The sequence below is a fragment of the Roseateles saccharophilus genome (assembly GCF_031458095.1).
Taxonomy (GTDB): domain Bacteria; phylum Pseudomonadota; class Gammaproteobacteria; order Burkholderiales; family Burkholderiaceae_C; genus Pelomonas; species Pelomonas saccharophila_A.
The window spans coordinates 1135400-1150820 of the sequence record NZ_JAVDXU010000001.1 but is presented as its reverse complement, the minus strand read 5'-3'; the positions used below and the strand labels follow the sequence as shown (position 1 = coordinate 1150820).

Sequence of the window (15421 nt, the reverse complement as noted above, 5' to 3'; positions counted from 1 at the left end):
GTGCGGATACCGAGGCAGACTCGAGCTAGTTGACCGAGGTGAAGCGCGCCTCAAACGTATCGTTCGAACGGTGCAGGGTCCGCACGCCGGGCTTCATGGCCCAAGGCCGGATCTGGTGGTGCACCGGGATGAAGAGGAATTCATCGCGCACGCGCAGCAGGGCCTCGCGGATCAGCGCATTGCGCGCGCTGACGTCGGGCTCGAACTGAATGCGCTCGACAAGGGCATCCAGCGTCGGGTCGGCGAGACGGCTGAAGTTCTGGCCGCCGTTGCCGCGCGAGTCCACGCTGTGGCCCCAGCCCTGCAGGCCCTGGTGGGCGTCATAGGTCGGCATGGCGATGCCGATCAGATAGAAGGGCGACTCGAAGCGCTCCAGAGCCTGGATGTGCAGGCTCATGGGCTGGGCATTGAGCCGCGCCCGCACGCCGATGCGCGCCCACATGGCCACCGCCGCCTGGCAGATCTGCTCGTCGTTGACGTAGCGGTTGTTGGGGCAGCGCAGCGGCACGTCGAAGCCCTGCGGGTAACCGGCCTCGGCGAGCAGCCTGCGGGCCTTGTCGGGGTCGGCCTTCAGCGGTGTGTCCAGGACCGCGTCGTAGCCGTTGACGCCCGGCGCCACCATCAGCGCCGCCGGCACCGACAGGCCGCGCATGATGCTGCGCCTGATGGCCTCGCGGTCCAGGGCCAGGTTCAGGGCCTCGCGAACGCGCTTGTCCTTGAAGGGGTTCCTGCCCTTGACGCTGGCGTCGCGCAGTTCGTCGCTGGCCTGGTCCATCGCGAAGAAGACGGTGCGCACCTCGGTGCCCTCCATCAGCTTGAGGCGGGCGTCCGCCTTGAGGCGTTGGTAGTCCTGGGGCGGCACGTCGGTGACGAGATCGACATCCCCCGACAGCAGGGCCGCCACGCGCGTGGGCGCCGACTTGATAGGCAGATAGCTCAGTTCGGTGATGTTGCCCTTGTTGCTGTCCCACCAGTCCTTGTTGGCGACCATCTGCACGGCCTGGTCGGGCTGCCAGCTGACCAGCTTGTAGGGACCAGTGCCATTGGCATTGCGCGAAGCGTAGCCCTCCTCCTTGGCCTTGAAGTCCTCGACATGGCCGGCGTTGTTCTTCAGCGCCCAGGCCCGGCTGATGATGCAGAAGCTGACGAGGTTCTGCAGCAGCAGCGGCGTCGGCGCCTCCAGCATCACGTCGATGCTGTAGTCGTTGAGCTTGCGGATCTCGCGGATGCCCGAGACATAGGCCTGCATCGCACCCTGGGGCTCGCGGATGCGCGCGAAGCTGAAGAGGACGTCATCCGCCGTGAAGGCGCTGCCGTCGTGGAACTTGACGCCGCGTCGCAGCTCGAAGCGCACCTGCGTCGGCGAGATGTACGTCCAGCGCGTCGCCAGCGAGGGCTCGGGCTGGTGGTTCTCGCCGCGCCGCGTCAGGCCTTCGTAGACCTGGGCGGCGATGGTCAGCGAGGTGGTGTGGTTCTGCGAATGCGGGTCCAGCGTCAGGATGTCGTTCTGCGCCGCCCAGCGCAGTGGAGCCGCGCCGGCCGACAGGGCGGCGAACAGCCCACAGGCCAGGACGGCGAGGATCCTCACTTGACAGTCGTGTAGCGAGCCTCGAAATAGTCATTCGAGCGGTGGATGGTGTCCACGCCCGGCTTCATGGCCCAGGGTCGGATCTGGTGGTGGATGGGCACGAAGAGGTATTCATCGCGGATGCGCAGCAGGGCCTCCTTGATGAGGGCATTGCGCTTGGGCACGTCGGGCTCGAACTTGATCTTCTGGATCAGCGCGTCCAGCGTGGCATCGCTGACCTTGCCGAAGTTGAAGTTGCCGTCGGCGCCATTGGTGCGCGTATGGCCCCAGGCCTGCATGCCGTAGAGGGCGTCATAGGTGGAAACGCCCCAGCCCAGCATGTAGAAGGGCGACTCGCCGCGCTGGAAGGTCTGGCTGTGGGTGGAGAAGGGCGCGGCGATCAGCCTCACCTTGACGCCGATCTTGGCCCACATCGACACCGCCGCCTGGCAGACCTGCTCGTCGTTGACATAGCGGTTGTTGGGGCAGTGCAGCGGTACCTCGAAGCCTTGCGGGTAGCCGGCTTCGGCCAGCAGCTTGCGGGCCTTGTCGAGGTCGGGCTTGAGCGGTGCGTCCAGGGCCGCGTCATAGCCGTTCACGCCGGGCGCGATCATCAGCGCCGCCGGCACCGACAGGCCGCGCATGATGCTGCGCTTGATGGCCTCGCGGTCCAGGGCCAGGTTCAGGGCCTCGCGCACGCGCTTGTCCTTGAAGGGGTTCTTGCCCTTGACGCTGGACTCGCGCAGTTCCTCGCTGCCCTGGTCCATGACGAAAAAGACGGTGCGGATCTCCGAGCCTTCCAGCAGCTTGACCTTGCCTTCCTCCTTGAGCTTGAAGAAATCCTGGGGCGGCAGGTCGGTGACGAGGTCGACGTCGCCCGACAGCAGGGCGGCCACGCGCGTCGGCGCGCTCTTGATCGGCAGATAGCTCAGCTCGGTGACATTGCCCGGGTTCTTGTCCCACCAGTCCTTGTTGGCCACCATCTTGACGGCCTGGTCGGGCTGCCAGCTGACCAGCTTGTAGGGGCCGGTGCCGTTGGCGTTGCGGGAGGCGTAGTTCTCCTCCTTGGCCTTGTAGTCCTGGGTGTTGGTCGTGTTGTTCTTGGTCGACCAGGCCTTGCTCATGATGGGGAAGCTGATGATGTTCTGCAGCAGCATCGGCGTCGGCGCCTCGAGGAGGAGGTCGACGGTGTGGTCGTCGATCTTCTTGACCTCCTTGATGCCCGACACATAGGTCTGCTTGGTGCCCTGGGGCTGGGTGATGCGACCAAAGCTGAAGACCACGTCGTCGGCCGTGAAGGGCGAGCCGTCGTGGAACTTGACGCCCTTGCGCAGGTCAAAGCGCACTTGCGTCTGGGAGAGATAGGTCCACTTGGTGGCGAGGGACGGCTCGGGCCGGTACTCCTTGCCCAGCCGGGTGAGGCCCTCGTAGATATGGGCGCCGATGGCGTTGGAGGTGTTGTGGTCCTGCGAATGCGGGTCCAGCGTCAGGATGTCGTTCTGCGCGGCCCAGCGCAGCGGGTTGGCGGTGGCCACGCCAAGCGTCAGCGCGGCCAGCAGGGGCAGGAGTCGGAGCAGGGATTTCATGCGGCGTCCTCGGTGCGTCGAAGCCGAAAAATGTAGCCGCGCCCCCCCGGGTGTCCGCTAGGGCTTGCCCGCGGGTTCGAGTGAGCAATCGCAACCGACGCCGGCAGCAATCCAGCGCTTCACCAGCCAGCCTCGCAGCCCGCTCGGCTGTGCCGCTAGCGCGCCGCACACATAACGTGCACCGTCCCAGCGCAGGGCGACGCATGCACCTTTGAGGCGCCGGCTCAGGATGACGCCCAGCGGGCAGGGCTCGGCCAGGCAGCAGACGCCGCAGCCATTGCAGGGTGCTCCGAGGCCCGGCTTGGGCGGCGCGTCGGGGTGGATCCGGATGATCCGTGTCGGGTCCATGGCTGGAATCATGGGCCGCAAGACGGCCCGGACTGCAACGCCTGCCGCAATCGGCTTGCCACCTCGGTCGCCTGTTCGGGCCTGACATTGGTGAAGCCGATCAACAGGCCCTGGCCCGCCTCGTGCTGTACGGCATGGGCGGAAAGTGCCGACGGCGCCAAGCCTTGGGTGCGAGCACGCAAGACCAGGTCCGTGTCCGGCTCGCGCCCGGGCAAGCGGGCCAGCAGCGTGAGCCCACCTTCGGGAGCCGCCAGCTCGATGCTGCCGCCGAATTCCTGCTGCAGTGCGCGGGTCAGCGCCGCGCTGCGCTCGGCGTAGCGCAGCCGCATGCGCCGCAGGTGCCGGGCGTAGTGGCCGCCGGCCATGAAGGCGGCCACGGCGGCCTGCTCCTGCTGGGCATGGCCGCGGTGGCAGAGTTCGCACGCGGCGGTCGCGGCCTCGACCCAGGCGGCGGGCGCGACGAGATAGCCCAGCCTCAGCCCGGGGAACAGGGTCTTGCTGAAGCTGCCCGCGTAGAACACGCGGTCGTGCCGGTCGATGCTCTTCAGTGCCGCCGGCTTGCGCCCGACATAGTGGAACTCGCTGTCGTAATCATCCTCCAGCACCCAGGCATCGCCGGCCTGGGCCCAATCCAGCAGGGCCTGGCGGCGCTGGGCCGAGAGCGCCACGCCGAGCGGGCTCTGGTGGCCGGGCGTGACGACGGCCAGCCAGGCGGCCGGGTGGTGTTGCCGAGCGTAGACCACGTCCATGCCGGCCGCATCGACCGGGATGAAGGCCAGCCGCAGCTGCGCCGCCTCCAGCGCCCGGCGGGCGAAGCGATAACCGGGGTCCTCCAACCAGACCTCCGCGCCCGGCGGCGCCACCAGGCCCACGACCAGTTGCTGCGCGGCCTGATAGCCGGCCGTGACGAAAACCTGGGCGGAGTCGCAGGCAATGCCGCGCGACACCAGCAGATAGGCCGCGATGGCAGCGCGCAATTCCGGCAGGCCGCGCGGGTCGGGGTAGCAGAAGCGCTGGGCGTCCAGACGTCGTGCCGCGCTGGCCGTCAGGCTGGCCCACAGCGTGCGCGGGAACAGGTCCAGCGCCGGCAGGCCGCCGCGAAACGGCCAGAGGTAGTCGTCGGGCAGGGTGAACGCCGCAGGCTGCGCAACGGCAGGCACCCGGGCGGGCGCCAGGTTGGCCGGCCGGAGGCTGGGCGCCACGACGGTGCCGGCCGCTCCGCGGCCCAGGACGCAGCCCTCGCCCGCCAGCCGCCCGTAGGCCGCGTCGACCGTGCCGCGGGCCACGTTGAGCTGGGCTGCCAGGCTGCGCGTGGACGGCAGGCGCTCGCCGGGCGCCAGTCGGCCTTCAGCGATGGCCTCGCGGATGCGCTGGTAGACCTGCTCCTGCAGCGGCTGGGCCGACGCGGCTTCAAGGCGCAGCGCACCCAGCGGGGACGGCGGTGGCAGTTGAGTCATGGCCCAGTCAATTCGCGAGGATTTGGCTCTGTTTGAGCAGGCCATTCTCCGGGAGAGTTGCAGCCATGGACATGCAGCTTCGATCATCTGACGACGGGCTTGGCACGCCGGCTCCCGTCCCGGCGGCCCGCCAGGCCGTGGCTCTCGCGCCGGCCTTGGCTGCGATGGCCTATCCCTTCTGGTTGCGGGCCTTCCATGCCAGCGGCCCGCAGTGGCCACTCGCCGCGCTGCCGCTGCTGGCCGCCTTCGCCATGCCGCTGCTCGCGGCGTTGCTGTGGCTGCGTGCAGCCGGTGCGGTGCCCGGCTCGGCTTTCGAGCTGCGCACGCGCCGGCTGGCGCTGATGAGCGTGGCGGCGCCGCCGCTGTTCGTGTTCTGCGCCTTCCTGTTGAGTGTGCTGGGCCGCCCGGTTGCCGAGCCACTGGCCTGGGTGGTGGCGTGGCTGACCGCCGGCCTGTGGGCGTGGGCAGGCTCGCGCAGGGTCGAGCCCCCTGCCGCCCAGCCTGCGGACGCGACCGCGCGCGTCGCCCACGGCCTGTTGGCGGCGATGCTGCTGGCCTTCGTCGCGTTCCACCTCGCCAACCACCTGTTCGGCCTGCTCGGGCCGCAGGCGCATGCCGCGGTCATGAAGGTCGGGCGCGGCGTCTACCGCCTGCCTGCGGTGGAGGCCATGTTGGTGGCGCTGCTGTTGCTGCAACTCAGCCTCGGCAGCCGGTTGGCCTGGCGCTGGAGCCGGCAGCGCATGGATGGCTACCGCGCCGTGCAGGTGGCGACGGGTGTCTACCTCGGCTTCTTCCTGCTCACGCACATGAACTCGGCCCTGGTGTCGGCGCGCGCACTGCAGGGCATTGCGACGGACTGGGCCTGGGCTTCCGGCGCGCCGCAGGGCCTGCTGCTGGACGCCTGGAACATCCGCCTGTTGCCGCACTATGCGCTGGGCGTGTTCTGCGTGCTCGCGCATCTGTGCTGCGGCCTGCGCAGCGTGCTGCTGGCGCATGGCCGGCCGCCGGCGGGCGTCAACCGTGTCTGGCTGGCGGGGCTGGCGGTGTCGGCCAGTGTGTCGGTCGCGATCGTGGCGGGCCTGTGCGGCCTGCGGATCACCGGCAATTGACAGGGGAGCCAGGCCATGACTTTGTTCAAACCAGGATGATGGCGCCGTCATGCCCTTCCTTCAGGACGGTGCGCCTCGCCGAGGCGTCGCCCGGTCACGCTACACGACAGGAGAGTTCAAGATGTCCAAGGTCAGAGTTGCCGCCTTCAGCATTTCCCTCGACGGTTTCGGGGCCGGACCCCGCCAGAGCCTGCAAGCGCCGCTGGGCGTGGGCGGCGAGGGCCTGCATGAATGGTTCCTCCCGACCCGCACCTTCCAGCGGATGGTCGGAGGCGGGGAGGACGGGAGCACGGACGCCGACGATCGCTTTGCGGCGCGCAGCTTCGAAAACGTCGGCGCCTGGATCCTTGGCCGCAATATGTTCGGCCCGGTGCGCGGCCCTTGGCCGGACGAGAGCTGGAAGGGCTGGTGGGGGTCCAACCCGCCCTATCACGTGCCGGTGTTCGTGCTGAGCCACCACGAGCGGCCGCCGCTGGAGATGGAGGGCGGCACGGTCTTCCATTTCGTGACCGGAGGCATCGAGGCGTCGCTGCGGCGCGCCAAGGAAGCGGCCGCCGGCAAGGACGTGCGCATCGGCGGCGGCGTCTCGACCATCCGCCAGTTTCTGCAGGCCGGTTTGATCGACGAGATGCATCTGGCCATGTCGCCGGTGCTGCTTGGCAGCGGTGAGGCACTGCTGGCCGGTCTGGACCTGCCTGCCATGGGCTGGCGTGTCACCGAGCGTGTGGGCACGGCGCAGGCCCTGCATGTGGTGATGGCGAGGTCGGGCTGAGCTTCAGCAGGCGGCGCGCGCGTCAGGGGCGACATCACGCGTCCCGGATGCGAACTCCGCCTGATGCGCCAGGCCCCAGCCGCGGATGGCTTCGGCCACCGGCAGCACCGATAGCCCGTGCGGCGTGAGGGCATAGCGCACGACGGCAGGTACGGGCCCGGTGCGCTCGCGGCTGACGAGGCCGTCGGCCTGCAGCTCGCGCAGCTGCTCGGCCAGCACCTTGGCCGACACCTCGGGCAGGCGGCGCCGCAGCGCGGCGAAATGCAAGGGACCGCCGGCCAGGCGGTACACGACGAAGAGCTTCCAGCGGCCGCCGATGGCCGCCAGCGCGGCCGTCAGCGCGCAGCCCGGGATGGCGTTGCCACGAGCCCGGCGGGGGCGGTTACCTGCAGGTGCCTTCTTGGCGGTGGGCATGGGGCTGCGTAGAGTGGATCGGTCAGTCTAGTCACCCCAGCAAGCCCATGCCCGCATCACCCACCCGCCGCACCGCCGTCGCTGCGCTCGCTACTGCCGGTGCCGCTGCTGGTGCCGTCGCCGCGCCCACGCTGCCCGCGACGCCGGCCGGCCAGCCGCAGGATTTCGACTTCGAGCACGGCAGCTGGCGCACCTCACTGCGCCGTCGCCTGCGACCGCTGAGCGGATCGGACCTGTGGGCCGAGTATTCCGGCACGAGCCTGGTGCGTCCCATCCTGGGTGGCCGCGCCAACCTCGTGGAGCTCGATGTGGCCGGCCCCGAGGGGCGCATCCAGGGCCTGTCGCTGCGGCTCTTCGAGGTGCAGAACCGGCGCTGGACGCTCAACTTCTCCAACGCCGCCTCCGGCACGCTCGCCGCGCCCATGGTGGGTGGTTTCGGCGGCAGCCCGCGGGGCCTGTTCTACGGCGCCGAGGACTTCAACGGCCGGCCCATCCTGGTGCGCTTCGTCATCGAGTCCCTGAGCCCTGAGCGCCGCCACTTCGAGCAGGCGTTCTCCGCCGATGGCGGCAAGACCTGGGAGCTCAACTGGGTGGCGGTGGATACGCGCGCCTGATGCGCACTGGCCAGGGCCGCTGACATCAGATCTGTGGAGGCAGGGAGCCGCCCCTGCATACTGCGGCGATGGAGAGACCCACCAGCGAACAGATCGCGGCCTTGCCGGCCTACCCGGCGCTGCCGCTCGAGCGCATCCACGTGCTTCGCAGCGCGGACCAATGCGTGTTCGCCGAGACCGAGCTTCGCCGCGCTGGGCATGTGGGCTTCGACACCGAGACCAAACCCATGTTCGTCGCCGGCGGTGAGCAGACCGGGCCGCATATCGTGCAGTTCGCCACCACGGAGCACGCCTTCATCGTGCACACGGAAGCGCCGGAGACCGCAGACTTCCTGCGCGCCATGCTGGAGTCCGACGCCATCGCCAAGGTGGGTTTCGGCATCGTCTCCGACCGCGTGCCCCTGCACCGCAAGCTGGGCGTGCAGCTGAGCGGTGGCGTCGACGTCTCCCACATGGTGAGGCGCCTGGGTTTCAAGCAGGCCGTCGGCCTCAAAGTCGCCGTCGCCGTCGTGCTGGGGCAGCGCATGCCCAAGTCCAAGAAGGTCACCACGTCCAACTGGGCCAATCGCAAGCTCAGTCCCCAGCAGCTGCAGTACGCGGCCAACGACGCGCATGCTTCGCTGCTGGTGTATCGGGCGCTGCAGGCGATGACGGCCCCATGAAAAAGGGCGCCCATGGCGCCCTTTGCTGTTGAAGACGGCCTGCCTCACGTCTTCACACCCAGCTCGCGCAGCCTCTCATTGAGATAGCTGTCCGCCGTGTAGCGATCGCTCAGCACCACGTTGTCGCGCGGATGCAGGAAGAGGGGCAGCGACACCCGGCTCTTCTTGGCGCCTTCGCCGGTCGGGTTGACGACGCGGTGCTGGGTCGACGGGTAATAGCCTTCGGACGCCTCCTGCAGCATGTCGCCGATGTTGATGGTCAGCGTGCCGAAGTCGCAGGGCACGTCGTGCCACTGCTCGTCCTTGCCCAGCACCTGCAGGCCCGGCTCGTTGGCGGCGGGCAGGATGGTCAGCAGGTTGATGTCGCCATGGGCCGCGGCGCGGATGGAGCCGGCCGGCTCGTTGCCGGTCAACGGCGGATAGCGCAGTACGCGCAGCAGGGTCTTGGTGCTGCCCTTGATCATGTTGGACAGCGGCTCGCGGTAGCGGCTGGCGATGTCGGGCGGCGTGTACTTCTCGACCCAGCTCAGCAGTTCCTCGGCCAGCGCATTGGCCTCGCGGTAGTAGGTGAGGGCGTCTTCCTTCAGCTGGGGCGGGATGCGGCCCCAGGGATAGATGTGGAAGTACTCCTTGATGTCCTTCTGCTTGGAACCCTTCGCAGTTTCGGAAATCTCGGTGGAGAACCAGCCGTCCTGGGTTTCCTTGGAGAACGCGTAGGCGTCCTTGCCGTCGCCGTTGAAGAAGGCCAGCCAGTCGGCATAGATCTTCTCGACCAGGGCCTGGCGGATGGGGTGGTTGGTCAGCACGCCGAAGCCCGTCTCGTGCAGGGAGCGGGTGAACTTCTCGGCCGCGTCGGGCGCGCGGTAATCGACGACCTGGACTTGCATGTGGGATTCCTTGTTGTCCCGTGGCGCAGCCATTCAATCGCGGGGCTGTCGCGGGTGCCAAGTTTACGGGGCAGTCAACTTTTGCCTACAGCGAACAGTGAACTTTGTCGCATCCCACGCAGCTTGTCGGGCAAACCCGGGGTGCTAGAGTTCGGCCCCTGAGACTTTTCGGTCCTTCCCGTCCCTTTTGCTGGCGACAGCAGAGGTGGGTCGCAATCCGCCAACCGGTCGAGCCGTGTCGCGGAAGGTTCTTCAACCAGCCAACTCCCTGGAAACCGGGGTATGAGGTGAGCGAAAGATGATGCAGCAATACAGGTCGAACTCCTACCTGTTCGGTGGCAATGCCCCGTACGTGGAGGAGATGTACGAGGCTTACCTCGACAACCCCGGTTCCGTCCCGGACAACTGGCGCACATATTTCGATGCGCTGCAGCATGTCCCGGCCGTGGACGGCAGCGAGTCACGTGACGTGGCCCATGCCCCGGTCATCGAGTCTTTCGCCCAACGCGCCAAGGCCAATGCCTTCGCCAACAAGGCCAGCAGCGCCGACCTCGCCGTCGCCCGCAAGCAGGTCCATGTCCAGTCGCTGATCGCGGCCTACCGCTTCCTCGGCAACCGCTGGGCGGAGCTGGACCCCCTCAAGCGCGCCGAGCGCCCCAAGATTCCCGAACTCGACCCCGCGTTCTACGACCTGACCGAGTCCGACATGGACATCTCGTTCAGCGCCGTGAACAGCTATTTCGGTGGCGAGACGATGACGCTGCGCCAGATCGTGCAGGCCCTGCGCGAGACCTATTGCGGCAGCATCGGTTCCGAATTCATGCACGGTTCCGACCCGGCCGAGAAGCGCTGGTGGCAGGAGCGCCTGGAGAAGGCGCGCGGCAAGCCCACCTTCACCGCCGAAGAGAAGAAGCACATCCTCGACCGCCTGACCGCGGCCGAAGGCCTGGAGCGCTTCCTCCACACCAAATACGTCGGCCAGAAGCGCTTCTCGCTGGAAGGCGGCGAGAGCTTCATCGCCGCCATGGACGAGGTGATCCAGCGCGGCGGCGAGCGCGGCGTGCAGGAGATCGTCATCGGCATGGCCCACCGCGGCCGCCTGAATGTGCTGGTCAACACCCTGGGCAAGATGCCCGCCGACCTGTTCGCCGAGTTCGAGCACAAGGCCGCCGAGGACCTGCCCGCCGGTGACGTGAAGTACCACCAGGGCTTCAGCTCCGACGTGTCCACGCCTGGCGGCCCGGTGCACCTGAGCCTGGCCTTCAACCCCTCCCACCTGGAAATCGTCAACCCGGTCGTTGAAGGCAGCGTGCGCGCCCGCCAGGACCGGCGTGGCGACAGCGCCGGTGCCCAGGTGCTGCCGGTGCTGGTGCACGGTGACGCGGCCTTCGGTGGCCAGGGCGTCGTGCAGGAAACCCTGGCGATGGCCCAGACCCGCGGCTACCGCACGGGCGGCACGGTCCACATCGTCATCAACAACCAGATCGGCTTCACCACCAGCGACCCGCGCGACCTGCGCTCCACCTGGTACTGCTCCGACGTCGTCAAGATGATCGAGGCCCCGGTGCTGCACGTGAACGGCGACGACCCCGAAGCCGTCGTGTGGGCCACGCAGCTGTGCATGGACTACCGCGTCGAGTTCAAGAAGGACGTCGTCCTGGACATCGTCTGCTTCCGCAAGCTGGGCCACAACGAGCAGGACACGCCGGCCCTGACCCAGCCGCTGATGTACAAGAAGATCGCCGCCCACCCCGGCACGCGCAAGGTCTATGGCGACAAGCTGGTCGCCCAGGGCGTGCTGCCCGCCGAGGGCCCGGACGAGATGGTCAAGACCTATCGCGCCGCCATGGACGAAGGCCGCCACACCGTCGACCCGGTGCTGACCAACTTCAAGAGCAAGTTCGCCACCGACTGGTCGCCCTTCCTGGGCAAGAAGTGGACGGACAACTGCGACACCGCCATCCCCGTCACCGAGTGGAAGCGCCTGGCCGAAAAGCTGACGACGCTGCCCAAGGACTTCGCGCCCCACAACCTCGTCGCCAAGCTCTACGCCGACCGCGCCACCATGGGCCGCGGCGAGAGCAACATCGACTGGGGCATGGGCGAGAGCATGGCCTTCGCGTCGCTGGTGGCCTCGGGCTACCCGGTGCGCCTGTCCGGTGAGGACAGCGGCCGCGGCACCTTCACCCACCGCCATGCCGTGCTGCACGACCAGAACCGTGCCAACTGGGATGCCGGCACCTACATCCCGCTGCAGAACGTCGCCGAAGGCCAGGCCCCCTTCACCGTCATCGACTCCATCCTGTCGGAAGAAGCGGTGCTGGGCTTCGAATACGGCTACGCCGCCGCCGAGCCCAACACGCTGACCATCTGGGAAGCCCAGTTCGGCGACTTCGTCAACGGCGCCCAGGTCGTCATCGACCAGTTCATCGCCTCCGGCGAAGTGAAGTGGGGCCGCTCCAACGGCCTGACCATGATGCTGCCGCACGGCTACGAAGGCCAGGGCCCCGAGCACAGCTCGGCCCGCCTGGAGCGCTTCATGCAGCTGGCCGCGGACAACAACATGCAGATCGTGCAGCCGACCAACGCTGCCCAGATCTTCCATGTGCTGCGCCGCCAGATGCTGCGCATGTTCCGCAAGCCCCTGGTCATCATGACGCCCAAGAGCCTGCTGCGCGCCAAGGATGCGACCTCGCCGCTGTCGGACTTCACCAAGGGGGAGTTCAAGACCATCATCGGTGAGCAGAGCGCCGACATCGTGGGCGACAAGGTCAAGCGCGTCATCGTCTGCTCGGGCAAGGTCTACTACGACCTCGTCAAGGCGCGTGCCGAGAAGAAGGCCAATGACGTGGCCGTGGTCCGCGTCGAGCAGCTCTATCCCTTCCCGCACAAGGCCTTCGCGGCCGAGCTGAAGAAGTATCCGAACGCGACCGACATCGTCTGGTGCCAGGACGAGCCGCAGAACCAGGGTGCCTGGTTCTTCGTGCAGCACTATGTGCACGAGAACATGACGGAAGGCCAGAAGCTCGGCTACGCCGGCCGCCCGGCCAGCGCCAGCCCGGCCTGTGGCTATGCCCACCTGCACCAGGAGCAGCAAAAGGCGCTGCTGGATCAGGCTTTCGCCAAGCTCAAGGGCTTCATCCTCACCAAATAAGACCGCAGCACGCAGCGCCCTCCCGATGGCGCTGCGCTCGTTCGCGCCTGCACCGCATCACACCGAATAAAGAACACGGAGCCTCACACCATGGCCATCGTTGACGTCCAAGTTCCCCAGTTTTCCGAATCCGTTTCCGAGGGCACGCTGCTGACCTGGAAGAAGAAGCCCGGCGAAGCCGTCACTGTCGACGAGACCCTCGTCGAGATCGAGACCGACAAGGTCGTGCTCGAAGTCCCCGCACCCGCCTCCGGCGTGCTGGCCGAGATCGGCGTCGCTGACGGCAGCACTGTCACCAGCCAGCAATTGCTCGCCAAGATCGACACCGAAGGCAAGGCCGGCGTCGCCGCGCCCGCCACGACGGCCTCGATCGCCGCGCCTGCTGCTGCCGCTGCTGCGCCTGCTGCGCCGGCTGCCGCCACCGGTGGCAACAAGGGCGACGTGGCCATGCCCGCCGCCGCCAAGATCCTGGCCGAGAAGGGCCTGGCCGCGACCGACGTCGCCGGCTCCGGCAAGGACGGCCGCGTGACCAAGGGCGACGCCCTGGCTGCCGGTGCCAAGCCCGCTGCTGCAGCGGCTCCTCTGGTCGTGCCCGCCACGCCCGCCGTCGCCAAGCCCCTGCCGGCCGTGGCCGCGCCTGTCCAGCAGAACCTGGGCGACCGCCCCGAGCAGCGCGTGCCCATGACCCGCCTGCGCGCCCGCATCGCCGAGCGCCTGCTGCAGTCGCAAGCCACCAACGCCATCCTGACCACCTTCAACGAAGTCAACATGGCCCCGGTCATGGAGATGCGCAAGAAGTTCCAGGAGAAGTTCGAGAAGGAACACGGCGTCAAGCTCGGCTTCATGAGCTTCTTCGTCAAGGCCGCGGTCGCCGCGCTGAAGAAGTACCCGGTGCTGAACGCCTCGGTCGACGGCAACGACATCGTCTACCACGGCTACTTCGACATCGGCATCGCCGTCGGCTCGCCGCGCGGCCTCGTCGTGCCGGTGCTGCGCAATGTCGACCAGATGAGCTTCGCCGACATCGAGAAGAAGATCGCCGAGTTCGGCCAGAAGGCCAAGGACGGCAAGCTGTCGCTGGACGACCTGTCGGGCGGCACCTTCTCCATCTCCAATGGCGGCGTCTTCGGCTCCATGCTGTCCACGCCCATCATCAACCCGCCGCAGTCGGCCATCCTGGGCGTGCACGCCACCAAGGACCGTGCCGTCGTCGAGAACGGCCAGGTCGTGGTGCGCCCCATCAACTACCTCGCCATGTCCTATGACCACCGCATCATCGACGGCCGCGAAGCCGTGCTGGGCCTGGTGACGATGAAGGAAGCGCTGGAAGACCCCGCTCGCCTGCTGTTCGACATCTAAGCCAAAGGACAGACGAGCATGACTACCAAGCAATTCGACGTCGTCGTCATCGGCGGCGGCCCCGGCGGCTATATCGCCGCCATCCGCGCGGCCCAGCTGGGCATGAACGTGGCCTGCATCGACGAGTGGAAGAACGACAAGGGCGGCCCCGCCCTCGGCGGCACCTGCACCAATGTCGGCTGCATCCCGTCCAAGGCCCTGCTGCAGTCCAGCGAGCATTACGAGCAGCTGAACCACCACTTCGCCGACCACGGCATCACGGCCGACAACGTCAAGATCGACGTCGCCAAGATGCTGGCCCGCAAGGACCAGGTCGTGAAGCAGAACAACGACGGCATCGTCTACCTGTTCAAGAAGAACAAGGTCACCTTCTTCCACGGCCGTGGCTCCTTCGTCGCCGCCAAGGATGGCGGTTATGAGCTCAAGGCCGGCGAGGAAACCATCGCCTCCAAGCAGATCATCGTCGCCACCGGCTCCAACGCCCGCGCCCTGCCCGGCGTGCCCTTCGACGAAGAGAACATCCTGTCCAACGACGGCGCGCTGCGCGTCGGCACCACGCCCAAGAAGCTGGGCCTGATCGGCGCCGGCGTCATCGGCCTGGAAATGGGCTCGGTCTGGCGCCGCCTGGGCGCTGAAGTGACCGTGCTGGAAGGCCTGCCGGCCTTCCTCGGCGCGGTGGACGAGAGCGTCGCCAAGGAGGCCGCCAAGGTCTTCAAGAAGCAGGGCCTGGACATCCAGCTCGGCGTCAAGGTCGGCGAGGTCAAGAGCTCGAAGAAGGGTGTCAGCGTCGCCTACACCGATGCCAAGGGCGAGGCCAAGACGCTGGAGATCGACAAGCTGATCGTCTCCATCGGCCGGGTTCCCAACACCATCGGCCTGGGCGCTGAAGCCGTCGGCCTGAAGCTGGACGAGCGTGGCGCCATCGTCGTCGATGACGACTGCAAGACCAATCTGCCGGGCGTCTGGGCCATCGGCGACGTGGTGCGCGGCCCCATGCTGGCGCACAAGGCCGAGGAAGAAGGCGTGGCCGTGGCCGAGCGCATGGCCGGCCAGCATGGCCACGTCAACTTCAACACCATCCCCTGGGTCATCTACACCAGCCCCGAGATCGCCTGGGTCGGCAAGACCGAGCAGCAGCTCAAGGCCGAAGGCGTGGCCTACAAGGCCGGCCAGTTCCCCTTCCTGGCCAATGGCCGGGCGCGGGCTCTGGGCGACACGACCGGCTTCGTCAAGTTCCTGGCCGATGCCAAGACCGACGAGATCCTGGGCGTGCACATCATCGGCCCGTTCGCGTCCGAGCTGATCTCGGAAGCGGTCGTCGCGATGGAGTTCAAGGCCTCGGCCGAGGACATCGCCCGCATCTGCCACGCGCATCCGTCGCTGAGCGAGGCGACCAAGGAAGCCGCGCTGGCCGTCGACAAGCGCACGCTGAACTTCTGATCGAGAAGCGAGAGCAACAAGGGGCGGCCATGCAGTCGCCCCTTTTTTTGCC

At 67.7% G+C, this 15421-nt stretch carries 13 protein-coding genes; 7 read left to right on the top strand and 6 right to left on the bottom strand.

What is annotated here, in order from left to right; genetic code table 11:
• Window positions 1-25: 25 nt before the first annotated feature.
• The 4 genes from J2X20_RS05235 to pdxR are packed head-to-tail and all read right to left on the bottom strand — an operon-like array spanning window position 26 to window position 4958.
• Window positions 26-1588: an ABC transporter substrate-binding protein gene (locus J2X20_RS05235; protein ID WP_310261830.1), complete on the bottom strand. Its 1563-nt coding sequence runs from the start codon at window positions 1586-1588 to the stop codon at window positions 26-28.
• Window positions 1585-3153, bottom strand: a complete 1569-nt coding sequence (locus J2X20_RS05230) for an ABC transporter substrate-binding protein (protein WP_310261827.1) — start codon at window positions 3151-3153, stop codon at window positions 1585-1587. Before J2X20_RS05230 ends, J2X20_RS05235 begins: the two co-directional genes overlap by 4 nt.
• 57 nt (window positions 3154-3210) lie before the next feature.
• The gene (locus J2X20_RS05225) at window positions 3211-3501 is read right to left on the bottom strand and encodes a hypothetical protein (protein WP_310261825.1); all 291 of its coding nucleotides are present in this window, start codon (window positions 3499-3501) and stop codon (window positions 3211-3213) included.
• An 8-nt stretch (window positions 3502-3509) separates the two neighbouring features.
• Complete coding sequence (pdxR, locus tag J2X20_RS05220; protein WP_310261822.1) at window positions 3510-4958, bottom strand: MocR-like pyridoxine biosynthesis transcription factor PdxR; 1449 nt, start codon at window positions 4956-4958, stop codon at window positions 3510-3512.
• Between the two features lie 65 nt (window positions 4959-5023).
• On the opposite strand from pdxR, the gene J2X20_RS05215 reads away from it, so the two are divergent.
• Window positions 5024-6067 (top strand): hypothetical protein, encoded by a 1044-nt coding sequence (locus tag J2X20_RS05215; protein ID WP_310261819.1) that lies wholly within the window; start codon window positions 5024-5026, stop codon window positions 6065-6067.
• Between the two features lie 121 nt (window positions 6068-6188).
• Window positions 6189-6839: a dihydrofolate reductase family protein gene (locus tag J2X20_RS05210; RefSeq protein ID WP_310261817.1), complete on the top strand. Its 651-nt coding sequence runs from the start codon at window positions 6189-6191 to the stop codon at window positions 6837-6839.
• Between the two features lie 3 nt (window positions 6840-6842).
• On the opposite strand, the gene J2X20_RS05205 is transcribed toward J2X20_RS05210, so the two are convergent.
• Window positions 6843-7253, bottom strand: a complete 411-nt coding sequence (locus tag J2X20_RS05205) for a winged helix-turn-helix transcriptional regulator (protein WP_310261813.1) — start codon at window positions 7251-7253, stop codon at window positions 6843-6845.
• A gap of 47 nt (window positions 7254-7300) precedes the next feature.
• On the opposite strand from J2X20_RS05205, the gene J2X20_RS05200 reads away from it, so the two are divergent.
• Together J2X20_RS05200 and J2X20_RS05195 are read left to right on the top strand one after the other, a co-directional pair.
• Window positions 7301-7867 (top strand): DUF1579 domain-containing protein, encoded by a 567-nt coding sequence (locus J2X20_RS05200; protein WP_310261811.1) that lies wholly within the window; start codon window positions 7301-7303, stop codon window positions 7865-7867.
• Between the two features lie 68 nt (window positions 7868-7935).
• On the top strand, window positions 7936-8529 hold the full coding sequence (locus tag J2X20_RS05195; RefSeq protein WP_310261809.1) for a 3'-5' exonuclease: 594 nt from the start codon (window positions 7936-7938) through the stop codon (window positions 8527-8529).
• 44 nt (window positions 8530-8573) lie between these two features.
• Here J2X20_RS05195 and J2X20_RS05190 read toward each other — a convergent pair whose 3' ends face one another.
• Window positions 8574-9416 carry an isopenicillin N synthase family dioxygenase gene (locus J2X20_RS05190; protein WP_310261806.1) on the bottom strand — a complete coding sequence of 281 codons (843 nt, stop codon included), beginning with the start codon at window positions 9414-9416 and terminating at the stop codon, window positions 8574-8576.
• Between the two features lie 298 nt (window positions 9417-9714).
• On the opposite strand from J2X20_RS05190, the gene J2X20_RS05185 reads away from it, so the two are divergent.
• From J2X20_RS05185 to lpdA, 3 genes are all read left to right on the top strand, one after another.
• On the top strand, window positions 9715-12570 hold the full coding sequence (locus J2X20_RS05185) for a 2-oxoglutarate dehydrogenase E1 component (protein ID WP_310261804.1): 2856 nt from the start codon (window positions 9715-9717) through the stop codon (window positions 12568-12570).
• Between the two features lie 90 nt (window positions 12571-12660).
• Entirely contained in the window at window positions 12661-13929 is a 1269-nt protein-coding gene (odhB, locus tag J2X20_RS05180; protein WP_310261800.1) for a 2-oxoglutarate dehydrogenase complex dihydrolipoyllysine-residue succinyltransferase, read from the top strand.
• Between the two features lie 18 nt (window positions 13930-13947).
• On the top strand, window positions 13948-15369 hold the full coding sequence (lpdA, locus tag J2X20_RS05175) for a dihydrolipoyl dehydrogenase (RefSeq protein WP_310261795.1): 1422 nt from the start codon (window positions 13948-13950) through the stop codon (window positions 15367-15369).
• The last annotated feature ends 52 nt before the right edge of the window (window positions 15370-15421 follow it).

Coding starts and splice junctions, on each gene's coding strand:
- J2X20_RS05190 (WP_310261806.1), bottom strand. CDS start 9,416: ATGCAAGTCCAGGTCGTCGATTACCGCGCGCCCGACGCGGCCGAGAAG.
- J2X20_RS05185 (WP_310261804.1), top strand. CDS start 9,715: ATGATGCAGCAATACAGGTCGAACTCCTACCTGTTCGGTGGCAATGCC.
- J2X20_RS05215 (WP_310261819.1), top strand. CDS start 5,024: ATGGACATGCAGCTTCGATCATCTGACGACGGGCTTGGCACGCCGGCT.
- J2X20_RS05205 (WP_310261813.1), bottom strand. CDS start 7,253: ATGCCCACCGCCAAGAAGGCACCTGCAGGTAACCGCCCCCGCCGGGCT.
- J2X20_RS05200 (WP_310261811.1), top strand. CDS start 7,301: ATGCCCGCATCACCCACCCGCCGCACCGCCGTCGCTGCGCTCGCTACT.
- pdxR (WP_310261822.1), bottom strand. CDS start 4,958: ATGACTCAACTGCCACCGCCGTCCCCGCTGGGTGCGCTGCGCCTTGAA.
- J2X20_RS05210 (WP_310261817.1), top strand. CDS start 6,189: ATGTCCAAGGTCAGAGTTGCCGCCTTCAGCATTTCCCTCGACGGTTTC.
- odhB (WP_310261800.1), top strand. CDS start 12,661: ATGGCCATCGTTGACGTCCAAGTTCCCCAGTTTTCCGAATCCGTTTCC.
- J2X20_RS05225 (WP_310261825.1), bottom strand. CDS start 3,501: ATGGACCCGACACGGATCATCCGGATCCACCCCGACGCGCCGCCCAAG.
- J2X20_RS05195 (WP_310261809.1), top strand. CDS start 7,936: ATGGAGAGACCCACCAGCGAACAGATCGCGGCCTTGCCGGCCTACCCG.
- lpdA (WP_310261795.1), top strand. CDS start 13,948: ATGACTACCAAGCAATTCGACGTCGTCGTCATCGGCGGCGGCCCCGGC.
- J2X20_RS05230 (WP_310261827.1), bottom strand. CDS start 3,153: ATGAAATCCCTGCTCCGACTCCTGCCCCTGCTGGCCGCGCTGACGCTT.